Genomic DNA, 24,177 nt, shown 5'->3' with positions numbered 1-24,177 from the left:
GGTCAGGCGGCCGCCTTGAATTGCGACACCTCAAACAGCCGGCTGGCCACGGCGTCGCGAACGTCGAGATCGTGGAAGATGCCGATCATGGCGGCGCCCTCAGCCAGGGCCTCCTTGATCAGCCGCACGACGATGGCCCGGTTTTCCGCATCCAGGGAGGCAGTGGGCTCGTCCAGCAGCAGGACCGGATACTTGCGGATAAAGCTGCGGGCGATGTTCACCCGCTGCTGCTCGCCGCCGGAGAAGGTGGCCGGCGGCAGGTCCCAGTGGGCCTCGGGCAGGCGAAGCGCCGACAGCAGTTCGCTGGCCCGGTCCTTGGCTTCTTGGAACGAGACGCCGTTTTCCAGCAGGGGCTCCATGACCAGCTGCAGGGTCGGCACCCGGGGGATGACCCGCAGGAACTGCGAGACATAGCCCAGCGTCCGGCGGCGGACCTCCAGCACCTCGTGGGGATTGGCCTTGGTGATGTCCACATAGGCGCCGTCTTGCCAGACCTTCACCGCCCCTTGGGTCGGCAGATAGTTGCCGAAGATGGAGCGCATGAGAGTGGACTTGCCGACGCCGGACTCTCCGGCCAGCACCACGCATTCGCCGGCGGCGACCTGCAGGGTCAGGTCCTGGAAGACCGGGATGGTGGCCTGCTCCGCATTGTGCAGAACGAAGGTCTTGGCCAGGTCTTCGACGATGATCAGGGGTTTGTCGGTCATGGCTCTAGATCTGCAGGACGGAGGAGACGAGGAGCTGGGTGTAGGGGTGCTGGGGATCGTCCAGCACCTGGTCGGTCAGGCCGGTTTCCACCACCTCGCCGCCCTTCATGACCATCAGGCGGTCGGCCATCAGCCGGGCCACGGCCATGTCGTGGGTGACGATGATCACCGCCAGGCCGAGGTCCCGGACCAGTTCGCGCAGCAGGTCGAGCAGGCGGGCTTGGACCGAGACGTCGAGGCCGCCGGTGGGCTCATCCATGAACACCAGGCGCGGGCCATGGATCAGATTGCGGGCCACCTGGATCCGCTGCTGCATGCCGCCGGAGAAGTTGCGCGGCTTGTCGTCGATCCGACGGGTGTCGAGTTCGACCCGGTCCAGCCAGTCGATGGTGGCCTGGCGCATATTGCCGTAGTGACGGCCGCCCAGGTTCATCAGCGGCTCGGCCACATTGGCCCCGCCCGAGACCCGCATGCGCAGGCCATCGCGGGGGTTCTGGTGCACGAAGCCCCATTCTTCCCGCTGCATCCGGCGCCGGTCGGGTTCGGACAGGCCATAGATGTCGGTCAGGCCGAAGCGGCGGGTGTCGAAGCGGACCTCGCCCGAGGTGGGCGTCAGCTTGCCAGAGATGCAGTTGAGCAGGGTGGTCTTGCCCGATCCGCTCTCGCCGACAATGCCAAGCACCTCGCCCGGACGCAGGTCGAAGGCCACATCGCGGCAACCCAGCACGTGGCCGTACCACTTGGTCAGGCCCTCGACGCTGAGCAGCGGGGCAGGCGCAATTCTGCCAGGGATGGCGTTCATTGGGCGGGCTCCTTCAGGGCGGCGTCCTGATCCAGGGTGTGGCCGGCCATGGGGCCGACATGGCCGGCCGCGCGGCGTTCGGCGCAGTGGTGGCTGTCGGAGCAGACGAACATCTTGTCGCCCGCGTCATCGAGGATGACCTCATCGAGATAGGAGTCCTTGGCCCCGCACAGGGCGCAGGTCTCTTCCCAGGTCTGGGTCTCGAAGGGGTAGTCCTCGAAGTCCAGGCTGCGGACGCGGGTGAAAGGCGGCACGGCGTAGATGCGCTTCTCCCGGCCGGCGCCGAACAGCATGACCGCCTCGTTCTGGGCCATCTTCGGATTGTCGAACTTGGGGATCGGCGAGGGCGACATCAGGTAGCGCTCCTCGACCATCACCGGATAGCCGGCGGTGGCGGCAATGCGCCCATAGGCCGAGACGTTCTCGTAGAGCGAGACGTACTGCAGGCCGTATTCCTCATAGGCGTGCATGGCGCGGGTCTCGGTTTCGCGCGCTTCCAGGCCGCGCAGGGGCTCAGGCTGCGGCACCTGGTAGACCAGCACCTGGCCTTCTTTCAGGGGCTTTTCCGGGATCCGGTGACGAGTCTGGATGATGGTCGCCTCACCGGTGTCCTCGGTGGTGGCCACGTCGGCCACATTGGCGAAGAACCGGCGGATGGAGACGGCGTTGGTGGTGTCGTCGGCGCCCTGGTCGATGCACTTGTAGACATCGTCGGGGCCGATGATCGCCGCTGTCAGCTGGATGCCGCCGGTGCCCCAGCCATAGGGCACGGGCATTTCCCGCGAGCCGAAGGGCACCTGGTATCCGGGGATGGCCAGGGCCTTCAGGATCGAGCGGCGGATCATCCGCTTCGTCTGCTCGTCGAGATAGGCGTAGTTGTAATAGCGCTCGGGCGCATTGGCGCGAGCCGGGACGGGCGTATTCATTCTGCGGCTTCCTTCAGGGCGGCGCGGCGCTCGAAGTGCTCCTTGCGGAGCCGGCGGATCAGTTGCAGGTCGGCCTGGAAGTCGACGTAGTGGGGCAGCTTCAGGTGCTGCACGAAGCCCGAGGCTTCCACATTGTCGGAGTGGTAGAGGACGAACTCCTCGTCCTGCACCGGGGCGTCGGCCTGTTCGCCCACTTCGCGGTGACGCAGGGCGCGGTCGACAATGGCCATGCTCATGGCCTTGCGCTCGCAATGGCCGAAGGTCAGGCCATAGCCGCGGGTATATTGCGGCGGGCGCTCGGCCGAACCGGCGAAGCCCGACAGCATGGTGCATTCGGTCAGGGTGACTTCACCGATCTCGATGGCGAAGCCCAGCTCGTCAGGCACGAATTCCACGGCCACTTCGCCCATGCGGATTTCGCCGCAGAGGGGGTGGGTTGAGCCCCAGCCGCGCTGCGAGGAATAGGCCAGGCTGAGCAGGAAGCCCTCGTCGCCACGGGCCAGGGCCTGCAGGCGCTGGTCGCGATCGGCGGGGAACTTCATCGGCTGGCGGGTCAGGTCGTAGGGCTCGGGCGGCTCCTCGGCGCGGACGTCATGCTCCAGCAGATCCTCATGCCGGAACACCGAGGCGATGTTGGGCATGGGATAGGCCTGCGGCTCCTCGGCCTGGGGCGCGGGCTCAGGCGCCACGCCGCCTTCCGCCGCCAGGGCGAAGTCGAGCAGGCGGTGGGTGTAGTCGAAGGTGGGGCCAAGCACCTGACCGCCGGGAATGTCCTTGAAGGCGGCCGAGACGCGGCGGCGCACCGCCATGGCTTCGGTCTCCACGGGCAGGGAGGCGCCGAAGCGGGGCAGGGTGGTGCGATAGGCCCGCAGCAGGAAGATGGCCTCAGGCAGATCGCCCCGGGCCTGCTTGACCGCCAGCGCAGCCAGGTCGCGGTCGTAGCAGGAGCCCTCGCTCATCACCCGGTCGACGGCCAGCGACAGCTGTTCGCGAACCTGCGCGACCTCCAGCTCGCTGACGCCCGGATCGCCGCGGCGATCCTCGGCCAGCCACTGGTGGGCGTGGGTGATCGCCTTCTCGCCGCCTTTGACGGAAACATAGGCCATGTCAGCCTCCCTTGATCTGAGCGGTTGTGGTGCGCGGCAGGGCGAGCAGCTGGTCGCTGGCGACCAGCAGAACGTCCACACCGAACTGGAACTGCGCCTGGTTGGTCTCGATCTGCGTCCAGAAGTCCTGGGGCAGGCCCTGGGGCGCAATGTCGGTGGTGGTCTGGATGCCCGGGCCGCTCAGCGTCACCACAGGCCCGCCCTCGAGGGACGCAATCTGCAGGATCACCGTCGTGGACCGGTCGGGGTACTTGGCGTCACCCTGGTTGAAGGCGGCCAGATTCGGGGCCTTGGCCATGTCGGTGACGATGGCGAAGGCGGCGTCCTGGGCCTTCGTGGTCAGCGGGCAGCCGCAGTGGAAGCGCAGCCAGGCCTCGGCCTCTGAGTCAGCCAGCGCCGGATCGAGCCAGACCAAGGTCTCGAAGTCGAACAGGGTCAGCGCCACGGCGCCGGCGGCCTTGCCCAGACCGTTCGGGGCCATGGGCGCACGGTCGAAACGGGTGACGCGGCCGGGGCGGGCCATGCATTCCATCACCTCGCGGAACACCGCCTGGCTCTCGCGGACGGGATCGGCGAAGGCCGGGGCGATGCGGCTGAGATCGAGGGTCGCGACGCTCATTGGGGGCCTCGGGTGCGAACCATGGTGAAGAAGTCGACCTTGGTGGCCGCGGCCTTGCGGGCGGCGGTGTCGCGGCGCTGGGCCTGGGCGCGGGCCAGCTTGGCGACCACGGCGCCCTCGACCACCGGGCGGAGCGTCGGCGCCTGCATCATGGCGTCGACGGCCGCCGCCAGTTCGGCGTGGCGGCGATCGCGACCGGCGACATAGCCGATCCCCGTCTCGCCGCTCTCCAGCCGCACCGCCGCGCGGGTGACGGTCATCTCGCCCACATTGAAGGCGTCGCCGGCGCCGCCCATGCGGCCGCGCACCAGCACCAGACCCGTCTCCGGCGCCCGCAGGGCCGAATAGGCCGGGGGATCTGAAAGGTCGTCCCAGGCTGCGCTCACCTCACCAGGCTGCGCCTTGGCCAGGATGGACAACCATTGGCGGCGCTCATTGCCCGCCGCGTTGTTGACCGGGTCAACCGGCATGCGTCACCTCGACAAGTAAGTAAAATGTTGTATTCGTCCTATGCATTGGGTATTCGAAAGCCCAATAGGCGACAACAAGCCAAGTATGAAACTTATTTTACAGTAGTAAAACTTGTCTAGGACATCCGACGTAGACTGATCACGAGGTGGTGGAATGTCAGGTGGAATGCCGTTGTGGCGAGAGATCGCCCAGTCGCTGGAACAGCAGATCCGGTCGCGTGAACTGACGCCCGGCGACAAGTTACCGACCGAACATGAGCTTTCGCGCCAGTTCATGGTCAATCGCCATACGGTGCGCCGGGCCCTGTCGGACCTGCAGGAAAAGGGGATTGTGGAGTCGACCCAGGGACGGGGCAGCTTTGTGCGCCGCCCGTCACGTCCGGCTCGGCTTCAGAAGCGGCCGAGGTTCACCGAGGCGGTGCTGAAGAGCGGCGCCGAGCCCACCACTCAGATCATCAAGCTGGAAGTCCGCCCGGCTGTCAGCGCGGTGGCCGAGGCCCTGGGCCTCAAGATCGGGGCGCCGGTGATCTTCATGGAGCGGCGCCGCTTCGTCGACGGCGAGCCGACGGCGCTGGGCCTTCACCACTTCAGCTTCGAGCGGTTCCCGACCTTCATCGAGATGTACAAGGTCCGCGGCACCATCACCCAGACCCTGCGCGACAGCGGCGTGCCTGACTATACGCGGCGCAAGACCTCCATTTCCGCGCGCCTGCCGACGCCGCAGGAGGCCGAGCAGCTGCACGTGCCGCGCCATGTGCCCCTGCTGATCCGCAAGTACCTCAATGTGGATGGCCTGGGACGCCCGCTGGAGTTCGGGGAGTCGCGCTCCACCGCCGAGATCGAAATCGTTTTTCAGGACCCCGAGCGGGACTGAACTGACCTAGTTTTTCCAGGAGACTGAGCGTGGAACTGGCGTTTCGAAACGCGCGCGTGATCACGGGCGCCGACGACTTCATTGGATCGGTGCTGGTGCGTGACGGGGTTGTCGCCCAGGTGGACCGCGGCGCGGGCGCTGTGGGGGAGGACTTCGAGGGCGATGTCCTGATGCCGGGCGTGGTGGACCTGCACACCGACAGCCTGGAGAAGCACTATTTTCCCAGGCCGAACATCGACTGGAACCCGGTTTCCGCTGCGGTGACCCACGACGGCTGTGGCCTGTCGGTGGGGGTGACGACGGTGCTGAACTCCCTCACCCTGGGCTCTTTCAACCCCTCGGCGGCCCGCAACACCGATAATCTGAAGCGCCTGGTGGAAGGCCTCCATGACGCCCAGGACCAGGGGATGCTCAGGGCCGATCACAAGATCCACTGGCGATGCGAGACCACGGCCGACGACCTGCGGGGCCGGCTTGACGCCATGGCCGACCATCCGATGACGTCGCTCTTCTCCCTGATGGATCACACGCCAGGCCAGCGTCAGTACCGCAATCTGGAGAAGCACCTGGCCAACTGGCAGGCCGGCGGCATGAGCGAGGCCGCCGCCCTCGATCGCCTGGCTCAGGTGCGAGAGCGCCAGGCCCGCAACGCCGACGCCAACCGCCGCCATGTGGCGCAGATGGCCAATGATCGTCAGATCCCCCTGGCTAGCCACGACGACGAAAGCCTGGAGCACATCGACGAGGCGGCCGATCTCGGCGCCACGGTGGCGGAATTCCCCGTCACCGCTGAGGCCGCCCGCCGGGCGCGGGAGCGCGGCATGGTGGTGGTCATGGGCGGTCCGAACCTGATCCGCGGCGGCTCCTATTCCGGCAATGTCCCGGCCGCCGAGCTTGCCGAGGCTGACCTGCTGGACGCCTTCGCCTCGGACTATGTCCCGCGCAGCTTAGTGGAGTGCGCCTTCGCCATAACCCGGCCGCCCTTCGGCTGGAGCCTCGCTCAGGCTGTGGCCCTGGTCACCGCCGCGCCGGCGCGGGCGGTCGGCCTCGCCGATCGCGGGGAGATCGCCGTTGGTCAGCGGGCGGATCTGTTGCGGGTGCGGCTGGCCGGCGATCTGCCCCTGGTGCGCGGAGTCTGGACGAAGGGCGCCCGCGCCGCGTGAGGCCCATGCGGATCGTCACCCTCAACACCTGGAAGAATGAGGGCCAGTATGAGCGCAGGCTCGCCCTGATGGCCAAAGGCCTGGGTGAGCTGGCGCCCGACGTCGTCTGCCTGCAGGAGTGTTTCCAGGCTGACGGGTTCGACACGGCGCGTCATCTGGCCGACGCGCTGAGGCTGGATGCGGCCGTGGCGGCCGCCCGTCACAAGCTTCGGGCGCATCAGGGACGTCGGATCGAGAGCGCCTCGGGCCTCGCCATCCTGCGCCGCAATGGGGCTCTCGCCTCAGGCCGGCTGGCCCTTCCGTCCGACCCGGCCGACGGCGAGCGGATCGGCCAGTGGGCCGATGTGGCCCCGGGCCTGCGGGTGCTAAACCTGCATCTGACGCACCTCAGGGGGCCGCAGGCCTCCAGTCTTCGTGCAGCGCAGCTGGCTAGGGCCTTGGCCGCCGCCCGGCGACCGGGGGCAGGGCTGATCGTGGCCGGTGACCTCAATGCGCCGGCCGATGCGCCGGACCTCGCTCAGATCGCCGCCGCCCTTGATCTGGCGGCCGCCCCGACCTTGCAGGGGGAGCGCGACGGCCACCCCGCCTATCCCAAGGCGATCGACCATCTGGCCCTCGTCGATCAGGGCGGCTGGGCGATCAAGCGGCGGTTCCGCGCCCTGGACACGCCAGATGTCGAGGGCTGGCATCCCAGCGATCATGCCGCTGTGGTGGCCGACCTCGAACGGCGCTGAGCCGCCCAAGCACATTCCGGAAAAATAAGGGCGCGCCAGCGATGACCGGGGCGCCCAAGGTGGTGTCCATACCCTGACCCCGCGAGGCGAGGTCAGGGTGGAGCGGGGATCTAGAAGGAGGCGCGGACGCCCAGGAGGTATTTCCGGCCGAAGCCCTCGATCTCATAGGGACGGTCCTCGCGACCCTGGTAGCGCACGCCTTCTTCATTGGTGAGGTTGTTGGCGTCCAGGAAGACCGAGAAGGTCTCGTTGACCTGGTAGCGAGCGGAGAAGTCCAGGCGCTGGCTGTCGCCCCAGTAGAGGTTGGAGTTGGCCGAAGAGCCTGAGGGGAAGACTTCGTCCAGCCAGTCGGTGCGGTGCTGCCAGGACAGGCGTGAAGACAGGCCGTACTTCTCATAGAACAGGGTGGCGCCGGCGATGCGATCCGAGGTGCCCGGGAATTCCACGGTCTCGCCGGTGGGGGTTTCGAACTCGCCCTTGGTGAAGGACACGCTGCCCTGGAAGCCGAAGCCCGACAGCCAGCCCGGCAGGAAGGTCCAGGGCTGGGTGTAGACGAACTCGAGGCCGGTCAGGTAGCCGCTGCGGCCGTTCTGGATCGACGAGATGGTGTAGGCGCTGCGATCGACGCCGCCGAAGTTGTAGCTGTCATCGCCGACGATGCGCGAGGCGTCGAACAGGACATTGTCGACTTCCCGGTGGAAGAAGCTGGCCGCCAGCAGGGCTGCGGGGGCGAAATACCATTCGGCCGACAGATCGACGCCATAGGCCTTCTCCGGCGTCACGAAGGGGTTGCCGCCACTGATGGTCTCGCTGGTGTCGTTCACGGTCACTGTCGCGCGCATGTCCTCCAGGCTCGGACGGGCCGAGCCGGTGATGAAGGCCGCCCGCAGTTTCAGCGTGTCGGAATAGTCGAAGCCGTAGTGCAGGCTCGGGAAGACGTTGGTCTCTTCCGTAGAGAAGCTGAGCGGAACGAGCGCGCCCGCCACATTGGCCAGGCCCTCGGAATTGATCTCCGTGCGCTCGATGCGGACGCCGCCGGTGAGGGTGTGGCGATCCCACTTCCAGCGGTTCATCACATAGCCAGACGCGACCTTCTCATCGACGGCGTTGGTGGCCCGCTTGTCGATGTCATAGACGGCGAAATTGCCGGTTCCGGCCGTATTGGCGGCGCGGGCGGCGGCCATGAGGGCGAGCACGCCCTCGGTCATGCGCCGGGTGTCGATGTGAACAGCGGTGAATCCGCGGTCCATATCCTGATCCCAGACGGTCGAGCCGAACAGGGTCTTCATGTCCCACGGCAGACCCAGGAGGGCGCCATTGGTTTCCAGCGGGAAGCCCGTGCGGTTGCCGGTGGCCACCGTGCCGTCGCGACGGACCAGGGCGGTGACGTCGTTCTCCTGGGCCCGGTCGTCGTACTGGAAGCCGGCGCTGAAGGTGGCCTGGGCGCCGAAGCTGTCCCAGTCGCGGCTGCCGTCGAACTTCAGGGTGACGGCTTCGGTCTCAAGCCGGCCCGTGGACTCCGTGGCGAAGGATTCCGGCAGGGTCAGCTGGTTCAGCGAGGTGCGCTGCGCTCCCCGCGCGGGCTGACCATTGATCAGCACGGTGTCGTAAAGCGTGTGCAGCGGGATGCCGCTGCCCGTGGCGTTAACCTTCACCGTCATCGACGGAAGGAAGGCGGTGTTGGCGATCGACGGCCGCGAGGTGGAGGTGGAGGTCTGCTGGCCGACCGAGGGATAGAAGTTGTTGAACTCGGTGGTGGCGTAGGCCAGGTCCCAGCTCAGGTCCCAGTCCTTGACCCGATGGTCGCCGTGCAGAACGTTGAAGTTCACGCCGTTGGTGTAGATGCCATAGGCGAAGGAGGCGGTCATCGGCACGCCGATCAGGTCGGCGGTCTCGAAGTTCCGCGTGCCTGAGAAGGCGTTGGCATAGGTGAAGACGTACCAGTTGCGCTCTTCGAAGTCTTCGAACTCGGTCGTCAGGTGGGTGAGGGAGATGTAGTGGTCGTCGTTTGGTGAGTATTCGATCTTACCGGAAAAGGACTCGGTGACCCGTTCGATCACATACTTGGTGAAGCGCTGCGACGAGAGCCCCACGGTGTCGAACCGCGGCTCCGAGTTGTCGGTGTGCTGCTCGAACGAGTAGTGCGAGCCGATCAGGCTGGCGCCCCAGGTCCCGTTGGACCAGGACAGGCGGCCGGAATACTGCTTTACCGGGCCGTCGCCCATGTCGACGAAGCCGCCGCCCACATCAAACGAGCCATGGAAGCCCGGCAGGGTCAGGGGCGAGAAGGTCTCGATGTTCACCCGGCCGGCCAGGGCCTCGGCGGGCATGTTCGGCAGCAGGGTCTTGTTCAGCACCACCTGGCTGATCTGTGCGGCGGGCACGGAGTCGAAGCGAAAGATCCGGTCTTCGGCCCCGATCAGGTTGACGCCGTCCAGCGCCATGGTGGTCCAGCGGGTGGGCGCGCCGCGGATCTGGATGTAGCGCTCCTGGCCCTGGTCGCGCTGAACGCCGACGCCGGGCAGGCGGGCCAGCGCGCCAGCCGCGGTGGCGTCGGGGAAGCGACCGATGGTGTCGGACGCGATGACGTTGACGATGTTGTCCGACGCCTTCTGGATTTCCAGAGAGGCTTCGATGGACTCGCGGATCGGCGAGGCGGTGACCACCACCTCCGAGACTTCGGCGTCCTCGGCGAGCGCGGGCGCTGCGGCGGCGGCAAGAATGGGCAGAGAGGCCGAGACGGCGAGCAGAGCGCGGCGCGTACGCGCGCCGGCGAGACGCGCCGGATGGCGCAGATGGTTGGATGACATGGTCCGTCCCCCTTGTTGCTGTGATCAGCGGACGGGGGCCTCCACTAGGCTAGGCCAGTGTCATCCATTCGTGGGTTTGGTGATGTCTCGGTGTTGAGGCCGAGACTTGTTGGTTAGACAGGGCGGTGCGGCGCACCCATCCCGAGGGGACAAGTGCGCCGACAAACCTAGCCGTGCAGCTTCTTGGCCACCTCGGCGATGCGGCGGCCCTGATAGCGGGCGCCGTCCAGCTCGGTCTGGCTGGGCTGGCGCGAGCCGTCGCCGCCGGTGATGGTGGTGGCGCCGTAGGGGCTGCCGCCGGTCACCTCGTCCAGGCGCATCTGGGCCTGATAGCCATAGTCCATGCCGACCACCACGAGGCCAAAGTGCATCAGGTTGGTGATCAGCGAGAACAGGGTCGTCTCCTGGCCGCCATGCTGGGTGGCCGTGGCGGTGAAGGCGCCGCCGACCTTGCCGTTCAGTGCGCCGCTGGCCCACAGACCGCCGGCCTGGTCGAGGAAGTTGGCCATCTGCGAGGCCATGCGGCCAAAGCGGGTGCCGACGCCGATGATGATGGCGTCATACTCGGCCAGGTCCTGGATGGAGGCCACGGGCGCGGCCTGATCCAGCTTGTAGTGAGCCGCCTTGGCGACCTCTTCGGGCACCAGGTCAGGGACCCGCTTGATGTCGACCTGGGCGCCGGTCTCCCGGGCGCCTTCAGCCACGGCCTGGGCCATGGTTTCGATGTGGCCATAGGCCGAATAGTAGAGGACCAGAACCTTGGTCATGAGGAACTCCTGAAGCGTGAGTGTTGGGGTAGGGGAGGCGGCCTTTAGGCCGCGTCCACCAGGACGAGTTCGGAATCTTCCAGGGCGGTGATGGTGAGGGACGTCTCGCCGGTGATGGCCGCCCCATCCCGGGCCTCCAGGGTCACGCCATTGACCTCCACCCGGCCCTTGGCCGGCACCAGATAGGCGTGGCGCGCGGCGTCCAGGACGTGCTCGGTGGTCTCACCCGCCTGCAGGGTGGCGCCCAGCACCCGGGCCGGGGTGCGGATCGGCAGGGCGTCGGCGTCGTCCTCGAAACCGCTGGCCAGGGTCACGAAGCGTCCGGACCGGTCGCCCTTGGGAAAGGGCTTGGCGCCCCAGGCGGGCGCGCCGCCGGTGCGGGCCGGCTCGATCCAGATCTGGAAGATGCGGGTGGTGTCGCTCTCCAGATTGTACTCCGCATGGCGGATGCCGGAGCCCGCGCTCATCACCTGGACGTCGCCTGCCTCGGTGCGACCCTTGTTGCCCAGGCTGTCCTGGTGGGTGATGGCGCCGTCCCGGACATAGGTGATGATCTCCATGTCGGCATGGGGATGGGGCGGGAAGCCCGAGTTCGGCGCGATCTCGTCGTCGTTCCAGACCCGGATCGGCCCCCAGCCCATGCGCTTGGGGTCGTAGTAGTTGGCGAAGGAGAAGTGGTGGCGCGCCTTCAGCCAACCGTGGTCGGCGCCGCCCAGTCCGTCAAAACCTCTGCGTTCGATCATCTCGAAACCTCCGCGCCCAGCGGGGCGCTCTTGCCTGAGACCAAGATAGGGCGGATGATCGCACCATAAATAGAAACTACTGAAAGACACTGTTTCTAAAATGCCCAAGTTGCCGGACCTGGAGGCCATGGCGATCTTCGCCAAGGTGGTGGAGCTCAAATCCTTCTCCGCCGCCGCCGATGAGCTGGCCCTGTCCAAGGCGACGGTCTCCAAGGCGGTGACCCGGCTGGAGGCGAGGCTCGGGGCGCGGCTGTTCAACCGCACCTCCAGGCGCCTGGCCCTGACGGAGGCGGGCCTTCGGTTGGCAGGGCCGGCCGCGCAGCTGCTGAATGACGGCGAGGCGGCCGAGGACGCCATCCTGGCGCAGTCGGCCCAGCCCCGCGGACTGGTGCGTCTGGCCTCGCCCATGTCCTTTGGCCTGCTGGAGGTGGCCCCCCTGCTGCCGGACTTCCTCGCCGCCCATCCGGACGTGTCGGTGGACCTGCATATGAGTGATGAAGCCATCGACCTCATCGGCATGGGGTTCGACATGGCGCTCCGGATCGCGGCCTTGCCGGACTCATCCCTCGTGGCCCGTCGGATCGGACCCGTCCCGCGACACGTGGTGGCGTCGCCGGCCTATCTCGCCGCCAGGGGGCGACCGACCCACCCGGCCCATCTGGCTGAACATGCCTGCCTCGGCTACGCCTATCTGCCCACGCCCGAGACCTGGCGGTTCGTCAATGCGGCAGGGGAGGAGGCGTCGGTGCGCCCCGTCGGACCCTTGCGGGCCAATAACGCCGAAGCCCTGCTGCCGGCTCTGGAGGCGGGCCTGGGCCTGGCGCTTCAACCGGACTTCATCGTCGGCGACGCCCTCGCGGCCGGCCGTCTGGAGGCGGTGCTCGCCGACTGGAGTCCGCCGCCTGTGGCCCTGCATCTTGTGATGCCGCCGGGGGGACCCCGACCGGCGCGTGTGGAGGTCCTCGCCCGGTTTCTGGTCGAACGGCTGTCGGCGCGGTGCGCCGGGCGCGGTGCGGCCTCGACAGGACCCGCCGGCTGAGCCACTGGAGTCTCATGTGTATGCGCCTGAGCCACAAGGTTCCTCACGGCCGTTTGACCGCCGTCCTGATGGTCGCCCTGTCTCTGGCGCTCGCCAGCTGTGGCTCGATTTCGCGGCCCGACATCGAGCCAGCGCAGGTTCAGGCGTCGGCGCGGACCGTGCTCGACCCCTTCCGTTTCGCGGGCAATGACGAGGCGGCGGGCCAAGCGTTTTTGAGCGCCTGGCGGACCGAGCGCGAAGCCCTCGACGCCGATGGGCTGACAGCGCTTGCGGTTTCGGGCGGCGGCGCCAACGGCGCCTACGGGGCAGGGGTGCTGGTCGGCTGGACCGAAGCCGGTGACCGGCCGGTGTTTGATCTGGTGACGGGGGTGAGTACGGGTGCCCTGATCTCGCCCTTCGCCTTCCTTGGACCAACCTGGGACCACAGCCTCACTGCAGCCTATCGGGATGAGGATGTCTCCCGTCTGACCTCGGGAGGCTGGGGGGCGCTGTCTCGCCCAAGCCTCTACAGCGACCGCTCCCTGCGGGCTCTCGTGGGAAAATATGTGGACCCGGCGCTATTGCGGGCCATCGCGGCTGAACACAGCAAAGGGCGGCGGTTGCTGGTGGCGACCACCAATCTGGACGCGCAAGCCACTGTTCTTTGGGATATGGGCGCGATCGCGGCCGCCGGACAGGCTCCGGGGCAGGAGGCCACTGCAGTGGCCCTGTTTCGCAACGTCCTCGTGGCGTCAGCCAGTATTCCCGGCGTCTTCCCCCCGGTGATGATGCAGCTGGACGACACCGGGACGGGACTGGCTGAGATGCATGTCGACGGCGGCGTCAGCACGCCGTTCGTCCTGGCCCCCGCGACCCTGACCCTGTGGACGCCGGAAGGCGTCATGCGCCCGCGCGACCTCTACGTGATCATCAATGGCGAGGTGGAGCCCCGGCGGGCGCTCACCAAGGGGGCGACCTTGCCCATCCTGATGCGCAGCTTCGACACCCTGTCGAAATCTGACCTTCGAGCCCATCTGATCGCCGCCGTCGCCTTCGCCAACCGAAATGACGCGCGGCTGCGCTACGCCGCGATCCCTACGGCCCTCGGCGCCGACAGCCTGGCGTTTGACGCGGAGTCCATGCGTAGGCTGTTTGAGGCGGGACGTGCCGCCGGGGCGACCGGCGCCGCGTTCGCAGAGATCATCCCCGACGTTCCCCCGTCACCGGCGCCCTGAAGGCTCAGGCCGCGCTGGAGACGGCGGGCGCTGCGGGGGCGGCGGCCGGCGCATCGGCTTCGGGCTTCGGCAGCCGCACGCTGCGACCTTCGAAGACCGCGCCGGTCTCCATGGCCAGTTGCTCGTGGGCGATGTCGCCCTCCACATGAGCTGTGCCATAGAGGCGCACCTGACGCGCCTTCATCGGGCCTTTGATCTGGCCACGGATTTCAGCCACCACGGCGACAACCGTGCCTTCAATCCGGCCCTGGGGTCCCAGGCTGAGCTTGCCGACGCGAACATCGCCGCGCACCAGCCCATCGATCTGAACCTCGGCCTCGCCGGCGATATTCCCTTGAATACAAAGGCCCGGACCGATCAGGGACGGCGCCTTGGGCTTGGGCGTGGCGGACGGTGAGGCGGCGGCGTTGCGGATCGCGGGCGTCTCTTCGGCCTGGGGCCGAGCGGGGGTCTTGTTGGCTTTTTCGAACATGGCGGCGTCCCTTCTCGGTACGATTTGAACCGAGCGCTGCAAGGCTGGGGCCGCGGCGAAGCTTAGGGCTCTGCCATCGCCCCGCGCACCAGCCGGGCATAGAGCCGCTCCGCCACCCCTCTGGGCCGGTCCAGGCCCAGCCGCGCCAGGGCCTGACGCACCCGATCGTCAGGTCGCCCAGCGGTCACCCCGCGCAGGGCCAGGGCCGCAATCTCGGTCTTGGCGGTCGCCGCAGACTTGATCTTCTGCAGGGCCGGCGCCAGGGCCTGTTCCACCTCGGTCATCTCCGTGCCGAACGGGAAGGGGGGCAGGTCGCCGGCCTTGCGGAAGGGCGCCAGTCGCTCAGCCAGGACGGTGGCCGTATTGTCGGCGGCAAAGTCGGCGATCTGGTGGCTGGCCGGCAGCTTGCCCGCCGCCTTGGCCTGTCCCGTCAGATCCTCGTGGAAGGCGGCGTCGGCGACCGCCAGCATGCGGGCGATAACTTCGCTGTCCCGGGCGCCGCGCAGATCGGCGACGCCATACTCGGTCACCACCATGTCGCGCAGGTGCCGGGGGATGGTGGTGTGACCATAGGACCAGCGGATATTGGACTCTCGCCCGTCGCTTCCCTGCCGGCTGGCCGGAAGCGTCATGATCGAGCGAGCGTCCGGCAGGGCGAAGGCCTGGGCCACGAAGTTGTACTGGCCGCCGACCCCGCTCACCACGCGGCCATCCTCGAGGGCGTCGGAGGTCACGGCGCCCAGCAGGGTGGCGATCATGGCGTTGTTGACGAAGCGCGCGCCCTTGCGGTCGGCCACCCGCTTGTCGAAGTCCGCGCCGTGCAGTTCATTGACGAAGCCCACATCGGTCATCCGGAACTTCGCGCGTTCCTCCAGCGGCATGTCGCGCAGGGCGGCGTAGAAGTCCCGCGGCGCCAGGAAGAAGGCCGCGTCCAGCACCGCGCCGTCCACCTCGCGCTTTAGAACGCCCGCGCGATAGAGCTCCAGAAAGGCGTCCACGAACATCTCGGTGGCTCCGTAGAGCCCCTCTTCGAAGGGTCCGGTGTGGCGCTCCAGAGGATCGTCGGGCGGAGTCAGGGCCTTGAGGATGGCGGCGAAGCGTGTCGGCTTTTGGTGACGCAGGATCAGAGCGTGGGCCACCGCGTGGCCCATGGAGCCGATGCCGATCTCCAGGGTGCCGCCGTCGGGGATCAGGCTCGCGACGTGGAAGCCCATGGCGTAGTGGGTCAGGGTGACCGGCTGCTTGGGCGGGCCGGGCAGGGGAAACTCCACCTCTGGGCTCTCCAGCATCATGGCGAAGGCCTCTGGCGGCAGCTCGGCCGGGCCGGGCATATAGGGCAGCTCGGAATTGACCTGGCCCACCAGGATGAGGTCGGTGCGGCCCTCCGCCTTGGCCTTGAGCAGTTCCAGGGTCAGGTCGGTGTTGCAGGACAGGCTGTAGCGCTCGGCGCCGTCGCGCTCTCCCTTTGCCACCAGCTGGGCGACCACGTTGCAGCCCCGTTCCAGAATGTAGCGGCTGGCATGGGTGTAGTTGGCGCTGATGTAGTTCTGCTGCACCTCGGGGTCGTTCAGCCACATGCCGGCCTGCAGGAAGAACTCGTCCACCTCGATATTGGGCGGCAGGCCGCCGCGGCGCTGCGCTTGGGCGTAGGCGAGCTCGGGATAGCCCCCAAGGGTGCGCTCCAGGATCGGTCCCATGAACCGCTTTTCCAACAGGCTGCCGGGCTCCGGCGGCGTCAGGGTCAGCGCCGTGAAGATCCGTAGCGAGATCGAGCGGTCGGTCGCCGCCCGGGCATAAAGGGCGTTGGCGATGTGATTGGCCTTACCCAGCCCGAGCGGCAGGCCCAGCACCACCTTGCCGTCCAACCGTTCGATGATCGCCTTGGCGACATCGTCGGCTTGCGTCATCCGCAGCATCGCCCCACTCACGTCAGACGCTCCCAGCCCTGGTCGGGACGGAAGCGTTCGCCATGGAGGACGGCGAGTTCCTCCATACGGGCCTTGAGCGTCTGCGCCCCGGCCTGGCGGGCATAGTGGATGGGTCCGCCGCGGAAGGGGGCGAAGCCGGCGCCGAAGACCATGGCCCCATCAACGATGTCCTCGTCCTCGACCACGCCCTTGCGCAGGCATTCCAGGCAGGCGTCGATCATCGGCAGAATCAGACGGTCGGTCATCTCCTGGGTCGGCTTGGCGAAGGACTTGGCCTTCTGCGGTTCGCCGTCCTTCCAGGCGTAGATTCCCTTGCCGGTCTTGCGGCCCAGGTCGCCAGCGGTGACCTTGGCGCGCAGGGTGTCCGGCGGGACGGGCAGGGGCTTGTCGAGGCCGGCCTTCAGGCTGTCGGCCACCGCGATGCCTACGTCGAGACCGACTTGGTCGGCCAGCTCGGCCGGACCCACGGGCATGCCGAAGGCCTCGGCGGCGGCGTCGATCGTCTCGGGGGCGACGCCCTCCTGCATCATCACCATGGCTTCCAGCATGTAGGGCGTCAGCGACCGGTTGACGAGGAAGCCCGGCGTGCTGCGCACAGGGGCCGGCAGGCGGTCGATGGCGCCCAGGAAGGCCTTGGCCAGGTTCAGGGTGTCGTCGGCCACGCCCTCATGGGTGACGATCTCCACCAACTGCATCCGCGAGACCGGATTGAAGAAGTGAATGCCGATCAGCCGCTCAGGCCGGGCGAGGCCCTGCGCCAGGTCTTCCAGGCGGATCGATGAGGTGTTGGTGGCCAGCACCGCGCCGGACTTCATGCGCGGCTCGAGATCGGCGTAGATTTTCCTTTTGAGATCAAGCCTTTCAGGCGCCGCCTCAATGATCAGGTCGGCATGGCGAACCCCCTGGCCATCGGGGTCGGGGATCAGCCGGTCCAGGGCGTCGCGGGTCTTGGCGCTGTCGTGGCCCAGCTTCGGATAGAGGGTCGCGGCCCGGCCGATGGCCTGGGCGATGATCTCCGGCTTCAGGTCGGCCAGGGTGACCTTTATCCCATGCCAGGCCGCCCAGGCGGCGATGTCGCCCCCCATGGCGCCGGCGCCGATGACATGCAGGTGGCGCGGCGCCTTGGCCTCCACCTCGGTCAGCCGCTTCATCTTCTCCCGCAGGAAGAAGACCCGGATCAGGTTCTGGGCCGCGTCCGTCGTCATCAGGTGGGCGAAAGAGGCGATCTCCGCCTTGCGCATCGCTTTCAGATCGTCCCCATGGCGCTCCCACAGGTCCACCAGGGCGCCCGGCGCCGGATAGTGCTGCGGCGGCGCCTGCTTGGCCGCTTGGCTGCGCATGCGATCGGCCGCAGCGCGGCGCGGAAGATCGGCGTGCAGAATGCGTTCGGTGACCTGATGGCGCAGCCGACCCAGGCGGCCGGGCTTGGTTGAGCTGAACTCTCCTCGGGCCACGGCGGAGACGGCCGCCTTCACATGGCGCTCTTCGGTAAGCGCGTCGGCCAGGCCGATGGCCTTGGCCTCGCCCGGGCGCTTGGCCTTGCCGGTCAGCATCATTTGCATGGCGTCCAGGGGATCGATCAGATCCAGAAGGCGAGCCGTGCCGCCAAGGCCCGGATGCAGGCCAAGCTGAACCTCCGGAAAGCCCAGGCGCGCCTCATCGCCCACCAGGATGCGGTGGTCGCAGGCCAGCGCGATCTCCAGCCCGCCGCCGAGGGCGTAGCCGTGGATGACCGCGACCGTCGGCGTGCTGAGTTTGGCCAGGCGATCGACCACCTCGTGGGCGCGCGTCATCCGTTGCTCCACCTCATGGGCGTCGCGGGCGCCGACAAAGGCCTTCACATCAGCGCCGGCGAAGAAGCCGCCGGCCTTCGCCGAGCGGATCGCCAGGGCCTTGGGCGCGTCCTGCTCCACCTTGGCGAGGATCTGGTCGAGTTCCTCGAGCACCTCTTCGGACACGGTGTTGGCGCTGGCGCCCGGCTGGTCGGCGATCAACCAGTCGATCCCGTCCTCGTCCCGGGTCAGCCGCCAGGCCTTCCACGGGTCCGGCGCGCCCGTATCGGGGCCAAGCTCCATCAGCCGCGGCTCGAGAGTCTTCCAGGCGGTGTCCGTCATCGATGTCTCCTTCAGACCGCTTGGAGCAGCATGGCGCCGCCCTGACCGCCGCCGATGCACTCGGTGGCGACGCCCCGGGGCTGGGACAGGCGCTTCATGGCGTTGGCCAGGTGCAGCACGATCCGCGCGCCGCTGGCGCCGACCGGATGGCCCATGCCGATGGCGCCGCCATCGACGTTCAGTCGCTCCCGGTCGATCTGGCCAAAGTCGCCCTCCAGGCCGAGCACCTGGCGGCGGAAGCCGTCGTCCTGCCAGGCGGCCAGACAGGCCAGGACCTGAGCGGCGAAGGCCTCGTTGATCTCCCAGATCGGCACGTCCGACAGGGTCATGTCGTGAGCGCGTAGCAGCTGCGTGACCGACATCACCGGGCCAAGCCCCATGATCTTCGGGTCGAGCGCCGCCCAGCGGCTGTCGACGATCTCGGCCAGGGGCTCCAGGCTGTGTTCCTTGACCGCGTCTTCCGAGGCCAGGACCACCCAGGTCGCGCCATCGGTGATCTGCGAACTGTTGCCCGCCGTCACCTTGCCGAACGGCGGCTCGAAGGCCGGCTTAAGTTTGGCCAGCTTGTCGGGGCTGGAATCGGCCCGCACCCCGTCGTCGCGGTCATGGAGTTCGCCATCCGGTGCGAAAGCGGGCTCCAGCTCGCCCTTGAACCAGCCCTCGGTGTGGGCGCGGGCTGAGCGGAGCTGGCTCTCGGAGGCGTAGACGTCCGCCTCATGACGGGAGATGTCGAACATCTGCGCCAGGATTTCGGCCGTCTGACCCATGTTGAGGTCGGTGATCGGATCGGTCAGGCCGCGCTCCAGGCCGATGACAGGGCTGAGGAAGTCCGGCCGAAAGCCCATGGCCGCCTTGGCCCGAGCCATGGGGCTGCGGGCGCTGTTCAGCTCGGCGAACCACTCCGTTGCGTCGTGGCTCAGGACCAGGGGGGCGTGGCTCAGCGACTCCGCGCCGCCCGCCAGGATCAGGTCGGCGGTTCCCTGCTGGATGTAGCGGAAGGCCGTGTCGATGGACTGCATGCCCGAGCCGCAGTTGATCTGCACGGTGAAGGCGACCATGGCCTCGCCCATGCCCAGCCGCAGGGCCGCAACCCGCGCCGGGTTCATCTCGTCGGCCACCACGTTCACGCAGCCCAGGATGACCTGATCGAACGCGCTCGGCGCAAACGGCTGGCGGAGCAACAGGGGGCGGCCGCACTGGACGGCCAGATCCACCGGCGTGAAGGGTCCGGGCCGCCCGCGGGCCTTGATGAAGGGCGTGCGGGCGCCGTCGACGATATAGACCGGCCGGCTCATTCTGCGGCCTCGACGCGCACCTGCTGGGCCGGTGTCGCCTTGCCGGTGATCTCTTCGGGCGAAAAGTCGTCCACAGCGACGACCTTGGCGACGGCGATGGCCGTCTCAGCCAGCCTGTCGTGGTCCTCACGGCTGATCAGGCCCTGGTCGAGGGCTGAGTCCGGATCGCGGACCCGCAGCTTCTTCATACGGTCGCGGATCGGTTCGGTGGAGACCACCAGATCCAGGGCATGTTCCAACTCGGCCACGGCGTCATCGCCGGCGCCCAGATAAACGCCGTCGGTGAGGCGGTCGCGAGTGGCCGACGGCTCCAGGATCAGCCGGGCGCAGGCGCGGGTGACCCGGTCGCTGGGCCCCCGGCGGATGATCCCGAAGGGCAGGACGAACAGGCCCAGCAGCCAGGCGACCGGCTGGTTGGGGAAGTTGTCGAGGATTTCCTTCAGCCGGCGCTCGATGGTCAGGAAGCCGTCCTGCATGATCCATTCGACCAGCGGCAGGTCCGCCTCCTGGCGGCCATCCTCTTCCCAGCGCTTCAGGGTGGCGCTGAGCAGATAGAGCTCAGCCAGGATGTCGCCAAACCGGGCCGACAGCATCTCCTTGCGCTTCAGGGAGCCGCCCATGGTCAGGAGGGCGGCGTCGGAGGCGAGCGCGAAGCTCGCCGCATAGCGGCTGAGCTTGCGGTAGTAGCGCTTGGTGGGGCCGGTCTCAGGCGCCGGACCGATCAGGCCGTCGCTCCAGGAGCGGATGAAGGCGTTCTTGGCCGTCCGCAGGATGTGGCCGGCATGGGCCCAGACGGTGACGTCGAAGGCGGCCAGCCCCCGCTGGGTGTCCTCGTCGGCCAGGGCCTCCATCTCCTTGAGGATGAAGGGGTGGGCGCGGATCGCGCCCTGGCCGAAGACGATCAGGCTGCGGGTGAGGATGTTGGCGCCCTCCACCGTGATGCCCACGGGCACGGAGCGATAGAAGGTCCCGAGATAGTTCTTCGGCCCATCGATCACCGCCTTGCCGGCATGGACATCCATGGCGTCATTCGCGCTGACGCGCATCCGCTCGGTGGCGCTGTTCTTCATGATCGCCGAGACCACCGAGGGATGGTGGCCGAGCGCCAGGCCTGCGCAGGTGAAGCGGCGGGCGGCGTCCAGAAGATAGGCGTTGGCGGCGATGCGACCTAGACGCTCCTGCACGCCCTCGAACTCGCCGATGGGAATGCGGAACTGGGTGCGGACCCGGGAATAGGCGCCGGTGGTCCGCGCCGCCATGGCCGCGCCGGCCGCCGAGAGCGAGGGCAGGGAGATGCCGCGTCCGGCGGCCAGCGCCGCGTTCAGCATCATCCAGCCCCTGCCGATCTGCTCCTGGCCCCCAAGGATCGCATCCATCGGCAGGAAGACGTCGTGGCCGGCATTAGGGCCGTTCTGGAAAGCCTGCATGGCCGGGATGTGCCGACGGCCGATCTCGATGCCAGGGGTGTCGGTGGGCGCCAGGATCACGGTGATGCCCAGGTCTTCCTCGCCGCCCAGCAGGCCGTCGGGATCCTTGACCTTCACGGCCAGCCCGAGAACGGTCGCGATGGGGCCAAGCGTGATGTAGCGCTTGGCCCAGTTGAGCTTCAGGCCCAGCATCTTCTGGCCCTTGTATTCGCCCTCGCAGACCACGCCGATGTCGGTCATGGCTGTGGCGTCGGAGCCCGCTTCGGCGCTGGTCAGGCCAAAGGCGGGGATGTCGCGGCCGTCAGCCAGCCGGGGTAGCCAGAAGGACTTCTGGTCGTCGGTGCCGAACTTCATCAGCAGTTCGCCGGGGCCCAGCGAGTTGGGCACCATGACGGTGACCGCGGCGGCCACCGAGCGGGTGGAGATCTTCCGCACCACCTCGGAATGGGCGTAGGGGCTGAAGCCCAGGCCGCCATATTCCTCGGGAATGATCATCCCGAAGAAGCGCTCGCGCTTGATGAAGTCCCACGCCTCGGGCGGAAGGTCACGGTCCTCCCAGTTGATCTTCCAGTCGTCCAGCATGGCGCAAAGCTGATCGACCGGACCGTCGATGAAGGCGCGCTCGGCCTCTGTCAGCCTGGCGGGCGGAATAGCCAGCATGGCCTGCCAGTCCGGATCCCCCGAAAACAGGTCGGCGTCCCACCAGACGTCGCCGGCGGCGATGGCCTCGGCCTCGGTGTCGGACATCTCGGGCAGGACGCCCTTGGCCATGTGATAGATCGGCCGCGTGACGAAGTCGCGGCGCAGGGCGGACCTGTCCATGCAACACCTCTTTCGGAATCGGGTTCAGCAAAGCCAACGCATCAGGGCCGGTTCGGTTCGTGACCAACGGCGGTCGCGGCGGCGGCAGAAATTGTGCGGCTGGATCGAACGGGGATGGCGTCCAGGTGTTGTTTGGTGAACGCACCAGCCATTGGAGAGCCTATGCCCCCCGCACCCGAGCAGCCCGACTTCGAACCGCAGGATCAGGCCGAGGTCTTTGACGAGGACAACACGGTCGGGGCTGGCGATGACGTTCCGCCGGCCGAAATGCGCACCTTCGAGGAAATGGCCCAGGTCCGCGACGAGACCTCCGCGGTGGGCGACGCCGACGATGACGAGGCGCAGTTCGCCGAGGACCTCAGTGATGGCGAGATCGTCGCGCTCGGCCGAGATGAGCAGGATGGTCTGGCCCGTGATGGCGACCGTCCGGTGTTTGACGCGGCTCAGGACGGCGGCGGCCCGGGCATCGGCGAGGATGAGGCCCCGCTGCTGGATGCTGGCGATATGTCCGCGGCTCCGGACACGGCCGCCGCCGATGCGGCTGAACTTGAATCCGAGCGGCTGAACGACGCCGACCTTAAGGACCTCGGCTATCAGGTCGGCCCGTCTAAGGGATGACCCGGGGTGGGCGGCGGCCCGCGACCGTGACAGGCTAGATCCTCGCCCCTGACGGAGTTCGACCTTGACCCTGCCTGACTCGACCGACAGCGCGCCCGGCTCGCAGCTGGAGCGCCTGCTGGCCTTGGCTGACCGGCCCGACCCGGTGCGCACCGTGGTTGTCCATCCGGTGGACGACCTCTCCATTAGCGGCGCGGTGGAGGCCGCTGAGCGCAAGCTCATTATTCCCATCCTGGTGGGGCCGGCCGCGCGGATTCGCGCGGCCGCTGACGCGGCGGGACTGGATATCAGCCGGTACGAGCTGCACGACGCCCCGCACAGCCACGCCGCCGCGGCCCTGGCCTGTCAGCTCGCCGGCCGGGGCGAGGCCGAGGCGGTGATGAAGGGCGCGCTCCATACCGATGAACTGCTCGAAGCGGTGGTGGCCAAGGACTGCGGCCTTCGCACCGAGCGGCGGATGAGCCACGTCTTCATCCTTGATGTGCCGACCTATCCCAAGCCGCTGCTGGTCACTGATGCGGCGATCAACATCGCCCCGGACCTGGCCACCAAGCGCGACATCGTCCAGAACGCCATCGACTGCGCCCGCGCCATGGGGGTCGACCGACCCAAGGTGGCCATCCTGGCGGCGGTGGAGACGGTCAATCCGAAGATGATCGCCACCCTGGACGCCGCCGCGCTCTGCAAGATGGCCGACCGGGGCCAGATTGTCGGCGGCCTGCTGGACGGCCCCCTGGCCTTCGACAACGCCATCTCCAAGGAAGCCGCCGCGCAGAAGCACATTGTCTCCGAGGTGGCCGGCGACGCCGACATCCTGCTCGTGCCGGACATTGAGTCGGGCAACATGCTGGCCAAACAGCTCTTCTACCTGGCGCGGGCCCAGTCGGCCGGGATCGTCATGGGCGCGCGGGTGCCGGTCATGCTCACCAGCCGCTCCGATGGGGTCCTATCGCGCCTGGCCTCCTGCGCCGTCGCCCTGCTGGTGGCCAAGGCTGGCCGCCTCCAGCCGCCAGCCCACTAGGAATGCGCATGCAGATCCTGGTCCTGAACGCAGGTTCGTCCAGCCTGAAGTTCGCGGTCTATGACAGCCTCGGCGACAAGCTGACCCTGGGGATGACCGGCGCCGTCTCCGGCCTGCCGGACCGACCTCAGTTCCGGGTCCGCGACGCCAACGGCGAGACCCTGGCTGAAACCGACTGGCCGAAGGCGGCCGGCGTCCTGGATGAGGCCCTGGCGCGCACGCTCGAGTGGCTGGCCGGGGAGGGTGGGGTGAGCGCGCCCGACGCCATCGGCCATCGCATCGTCCATGGGGGCCTGGCCTTCGCCGCCCCCGTTCGCCTGGACGACGAGACATTGCAGACCCTGGAGGGACTCTCGCCCCTGGCGCCCTTGCACCAGCCCTTCAACCTGGCCGCGGTGTGCGCCGCGCAGCATCGGTTTCCAGGCGCGGTCCAGGTCGGCTGCTTCGACACCGCCTTCCACGCGGGTCAGCCACGGCTTGCGCGGCTCTACGCCCTGCCGCGGGAC

General features: G+C 67.9%; 21 protein-coding genes and 1 pseudogene. 8 read left to right on the top strand and 14 right to left on the bottom strand.

Features of this window, described 5'->3' with window-relative positions:
- Nucleotides 1-2 precede the first annotated feature (2 nt).
- Genes phnL through phnG form a run of 6 tightly spaced genes read right to left on the bottom strand, consistent with a single transcriptional unit; the run spans nucleotide 3 to nucleotide 4,630 of the window.
- Nucleotides 3-707 (bottom strand): phosphonate C-P lyase system protein PhnL, encoded by a 705-nt coding sequence (phnL, locus tag Q8N19_RS11580; RefSeq protein WP_305590781.1) that lies wholly within the window; start codon nucleotides 705-707, stop codon nucleotides 3-5.
- Between the two features lie 4 nt (nucleotides 708-711).
- Nucleotides 712-1,509 carry a phosphonate C-P lyase system protein PhnK gene (phnK, locus tag Q8N19_RS11575; protein ID WP_300573857.1) on the bottom strand — a complete coding sequence of 266 codons (798 nt, stop codon included), beginning with the start codon at nucleotides 1,507-1,509 and terminating at the stop codon, nucleotides 712-714.
- Nucleotides 1,506-2,435 (bottom strand): alpha-D-ribose 1-methylphosphonate 5-phosphate C-P-lyase PhnJ, encoded by a 930-nt coding sequence (locus tag Q8N19_RS11570; protein ID WP_305590779.1) that lies wholly within the window; start codon nucleotides 2,433-2,435, stop codon nucleotides 1,506-1,508. Before Q8N19_RS11570 ends, phnK begins: the two co-directional genes overlap by 4 nt.
- Nucleotides 2,432-3,541 carry a carbon-phosphorus lyase complex subunit PhnI gene (locus Q8N19_RS11565; protein ID WP_305288168.1) on the bottom strand — a complete coding sequence of 370 codons (1,110 nt, stop codon included), beginning with the start codon at nucleotides 3,539-3,541 and terminating at the stop codon, nucleotides 2,432-2,434. Before Q8N19_RS11565 ends, Q8N19_RS11570 begins: the two co-directional genes overlap by 4 nt.
- 1 nt (nucleotide 3,542) lies before the next feature.
- On the bottom strand, nucleotides 3,543-4,160 hold the full coding sequence (phnH, locus tag Q8N19_RS11560; RefSeq protein WP_305288166.1) for a phosphonate C-P lyase system protein PhnH: 618 nt from the start codon (nucleotides 4,158-4,160) through the stop codon (nucleotides 3,543-3,545).
- Nucleotides 4,157-4,630 carry a phosphonate C-P lyase system protein PhnG gene (gene phnG, locus Q8N19_RS11555; protein ID WP_305288164.1) on the bottom strand — a complete coding sequence of 158 codons (474 nt, stop codon included), beginning with the start codon at nucleotides 4,628-4,630 and terminating at the stop codon, nucleotides 4,157-4,159. Before phnG ends, phnH begins: the two co-directional genes overlap by 4 nt.
- 166 nt (nucleotides 4,631-4,796) lie before the next feature.
- Between phnG and phnF the strand changes: the two genes are divergently transcribed.
- From phnF to Q8N19_RS11540, 3 genes are read left to right on the top strand one after another with little or no spacing between them, the layout of a single operon-like run.
- The gene (gene phnF / locus Q8N19_RS11550) at nucleotides 4,797-5,504 is read left to right on the top strand and encodes a phosphonate metabolism transcriptional regulator PhnF (RefSeq protein ID WP_305288162.1); all 708 of its coding nucleotides are present in this window, start codon (nucleotides 4,797-4,799) and stop codon (nucleotides 5,502-5,504) included.
- 29 nt (nucleotides 5,505-5,533) lie between these two features.
- The gene (locus Q8N19_RS11545) at nucleotides 5,534-6,667 is read left to right on the top strand and encodes an alpha-D-ribose 1-methylphosphonate 5-triphosphate diphosphatase (RefSeq protein ID WP_305288161.1); all 1,134 of its coding nucleotides are present in this window, start codon (nucleotides 5,534-5,536) and stop codon (nucleotides 6,665-6,667) included.
- Nucleotides 6,668-6,672: 5 nt separating this feature from the next.
- Nucleotides 6,673-7,401, top strand: coding sequence for an endonuclease/exonuclease/phosphatase family protein (locus Q8N19_RS11540; RefSeq protein ID WP_305288159.1), 729 nt, complete (start codon nucleotides 6,673-6,675; stop codon nucleotides 7,399-7,401).
- A gap of 110 nt (nucleotides 7,402-7,511) precedes the next feature.
- On the opposite strand, the gene Q8N19_RS11535 is transcribed toward Q8N19_RS11540, so the two are convergent.
- The 3 genes from Q8N19_RS11535 to Q8N19_RS11525 form a co-directional block, all read right to left on the bottom strand.
- Nucleotides 7,512-10,211, bottom strand: coding sequence for a TonB-dependent receptor (locus Q8N19_RS11535; RefSeq protein ID WP_305288157.1), 2,700 nt, complete (start codon nucleotides 10,209-10,211; stop codon nucleotides 7,512-7,514).
- 167 nt (nucleotides 10,212-10,378) lie between these two features.
- Complete coding sequence (gene wrbA / locus Q8N19_RS11530; protein ID WP_305288155.1) at nucleotides 10,379-10,978, bottom strand: NAD(P)H:quinone oxidoreductase; 600 nt, start codon at nucleotides 10,976-10,978, stop codon at nucleotides 10,379-10,381.
- A 44-nt stretch (nucleotides 10,979-11,022) separates the two neighbouring features.
- A complete protein-coding gene (locus Q8N19_RS11525; protein WP_305288154.1) occupies nucleotides 11,023-11,721 on the bottom strand; it encodes a pirin family protein in 699 nt (232 codons plus the stop codon).
- A 100-nt stretch (nucleotides 11,722-11,821) separates the two neighbouring features.
- Here Q8N19_RS11525 and Q8N19_RS11520 point away from each other — a divergent pair, with 100 nt between their 5' ends.
- Nucleotides 11,822-12,760 carry a LysR family transcriptional regulator gene (locus Q8N19_RS11520; protein ID WP_305288152.1) on the top strand — a complete coding sequence of 313 codons (939 nt, stop codon included), beginning with the start codon at nucleotides 11,822-11,824 and terminating at the stop codon, nucleotides 12,758-12,760.
- Nucleotides 12,761-12,780: 20 nt separating this feature from the next.
- Complete coding sequence (locus Q8N19_RS11515; RefSeq protein WP_305288151.1) at nucleotides 12,781-13,974, top strand: patatin-like phospholipase family protein; 1,194 nt, start codon at nucleotides 12,781-12,783, stop codon at nucleotides 13,972-13,974.
- Between the two features lie 4 nt (nucleotides 13,975-13,978).
- On the opposite strand, the gene Q8N19_RS11510 is transcribed toward Q8N19_RS11515, so the two are convergent.
- From Q8N19_RS11510 to Q8N19_RS11490, 5 genes are all read right to left on the bottom strand, one after another.
- Nucleotides 13,979-14,446: a polymer-forming cytoskeletal protein gene (locus Q8N19_RS11510; RefSeq protein WP_305288149.1), complete on the bottom strand. Its 468-nt coding sequence runs from the start codon at nucleotides 14,444-14,446 to the stop codon at nucleotides 13,979-13,981.
- 62 nt (nucleotides 14,447-14,508) lie between these two features.
- Nucleotides 14,509-16,374 (bottom strand): acetyl-CoA hydrolase/transferase C-terminal domain-containing protein, encoded by a 1,866-nt coding sequence (locus tag Q8N19_RS11505; protein WP_305590775.1) that lies wholly within the window; start codon nucleotides 16,372-16,374, stop codon nucleotides 14,509-14,511.
- Complete coding sequence (locus Q8N19_RS11500) at nucleotides 16,371-18,488, bottom strand: 3-hydroxyacyl-CoA dehydrogenase NAD-binding domain-containing protein (RefSeq protein WP_305590773.1); 2,118 nt, start codon at nucleotides 18,486-18,488, stop codon at nucleotides 16,371-16,373. Before Q8N19_RS11500 ends, Q8N19_RS11505 begins: the two co-directional genes overlap by 4 nt.
- An 11-nt stretch (nucleotides 18,489-18,499) precedes the next feature.
- Nucleotides 18,500-19,783 carry an acetyl-CoA C-acetyltransferase gene (locus Q8N19_RS11495; RefSeq protein ID WP_305590771.1) on the bottom strand — a complete coding sequence of 428 codons (1,284 nt, stop codon included), beginning with the start codon at nucleotides 19,781-19,783 and terminating at the stop codon, nucleotides 18,500-18,502.
- On the bottom strand, nucleotides 19,780-22,032 hold the full coding sequence (locus tag Q8N19_RS11490) for an acyl-CoA dehydrogenase (protein ID WP_305590769.1): 2,253 nt from the start codon (nucleotides 22,030-22,032) through the stop codon (nucleotides 19,780-19,782). The genes Q8N19_RS11495 and Q8N19_RS11490 overlap by 4 nt, the downstream gene beginning before the upstream one ends.
- Before the next feature lie 162 nt (nucleotides 22,033-22,194).
- On the opposite strand from Q8N19_RS11490, the gene Q8N19_RS11485 reads away from it, so the two are divergent.
- The 3 genes and pseudogenes from Q8N19_RS11485 to Q8N19_RS11475 form a co-directional block, all read left to right on the top strand.
- Entirely contained in the window at nucleotides 22,195-22,650 is a 456-nt protein-coding gene (locus Q8N19_RS11485; protein WP_305590768.1) for a hypothetical protein, read from the top strand.
- 64 nt (nucleotides 22,651-22,714) lie between these two features.
- The gene (locus Q8N19_RS11480) at nucleotides 22,715-23,671 is read left to right on the top strand and encodes a bifunctional enoyl-CoA hydratase/phosphate acetyltransferase (protein WP_305288139.1); all 957 of its coding nucleotides are present in this window, start codon (nucleotides 22,715-22,717) and stop codon (nucleotides 23,669-23,671) included.
- Nucleotides 23,672-23,679: 8 nt separating this feature from the next.
- Nucleotides 23,680-24,177, top strand: a pseudogene (locus tag Q8N19_RS11475) (acetate kinase); the annotation flags it as partial.

It is taken from the genome of Phenylobacterium sp. (assembly GCF_030693405.1).
In the GTDB taxonomy this organism is placed as follows: Bacteria; Pseudomonadota; Alphaproteobacteria; order Caulobacterales; family Caulobacteraceae; genus Phenylobacterium.
This window is presented reverse-complemented; position numbering and strand designations above follow the sequence as displayed.

Excerpts from the sequence above, each read along its gene's own strand:
- phnF (WP_305288162.1), top strand. The coding sequence starts at position 4,797 with ATGCCGTTGTGGCGAGAGATCGCCCAGTCGCTGGAACAGCAGATCCGG.
- wrbA (WP_305288155.1), bottom strand. The coding sequence starts at position 10,978 with ATGACCAAGGTTCTGGTCCTCTACTATTCGGCCTATGGCCACATCGAA.
- Q8N19_RS11490 (WP_305590769.1), bottom strand. The coding sequence starts at position 22,032 with ATGGACAGGTCCGCCCTGCGCCGCGACTTCGTCACGCGGCCGATCTAT.
- phnH (WP_305288166.1), bottom strand. The coding sequence starts at position 4,160 with ATGAGCGTCGCGACCCTCGATCTCAGCCGCATCGCCCCGGCCTTCGCC.
- Q8N19_RS11520 (WP_305288152.1), top strand. The coding sequence starts at position 11,822 with ATGCCCAAGTTGCCGGACCTGGAGGCCATGGCGATCTTCGCCAAGGTG.
- Q8N19_RS11515 (WP_305288151.1), top strand. The coding sequence starts at position 12,781 with ATGCGCCTGAGCCACAAGGTTCCTCACGGCCGTTTGACCGCCGTCCTG.
- Q8N19_RS11510 (WP_305288149.1), bottom strand. The coding sequence starts at position 14,446 with ATGTTCGAAAAAGCCAACAAGACCCCCGCTCGGCCCCAGGCCGAAGAG.
- Q8N19_RS11535 (WP_305288157.1), bottom strand. The coding sequence starts at position 10,211 with ATGTCATCCAACCATCTGCGCCATCCGGCGCGTCTCGCCGGCGCGCGT.
- Q8N19_RS11495 (WP_305590771.1), bottom strand. The coding sequence starts at position 19,783 with ATGAGCCGGCCGGTCTATATCGTCGACGGCGCCCGCACGCCCTTCATC.
- phnG (WP_305288164.1), bottom strand. The coding sequence starts at position 4,630 with ATGCCGGTTGACCCGGTCAACAACGCGGCGGGCAATGAGCGCCGCCAA.
- Q8N19_RS11565 (WP_305288168.1), bottom strand. The coding sequence starts at position 3,541 with ATGGCCTATGTTTCCGTCAAAGGCGGCGAGAAGGCGATCACCCACGCC.
- phnL (WP_305590781.1), bottom strand. The coding sequence starts at position 707 with ATGACCGACAAACCCCTGATCATCGTCGAAGACCTGGCCAAGACCTTC.
- Q8N19_RS11500 (WP_305590773.1), bottom strand. The coding sequence starts at position 18,488 with ATGACGGACACCGCCTGGAAGACTCTCGAGCCGCGGCTGATGGAGCTT.
- Q8N19_RS11540 (WP_305288159.1), top strand. The coding sequence starts at position 6,673 with ATGCGGATCGTCACCCTCAACACCTGGAAGAATGAGGGCCAGTATGAG.
- Q8N19_RS11485 (WP_305590768.1), top strand. The coding sequence starts at position 22,195 with ATGCCCCCCGCACCCGAGCAGCCCGACTTCGAACCGCAGGATCAGGCC.
- phnK (WP_300573857.1), bottom strand. The coding sequence starts at position 1,509 with ATGAACGCCATCCCTGGCAGAATTGCGCCTGCCCCGCTGCTCAGCGTC.
- Q8N19_RS11570 (WP_305590779.1), bottom strand. The coding sequence starts at position 2,435 with ATGAATACGCCCGTCCCGGCTCGCGCCAATGCGCCCGAGCGCTATTAC.
- Q8N19_RS11525 (WP_305288154.1), bottom strand. The coding sequence starts at position 11,721 with ATGATCGAACGCAGAGGTTTTGACGGACTGGGCGGCGCCGACCACGGT.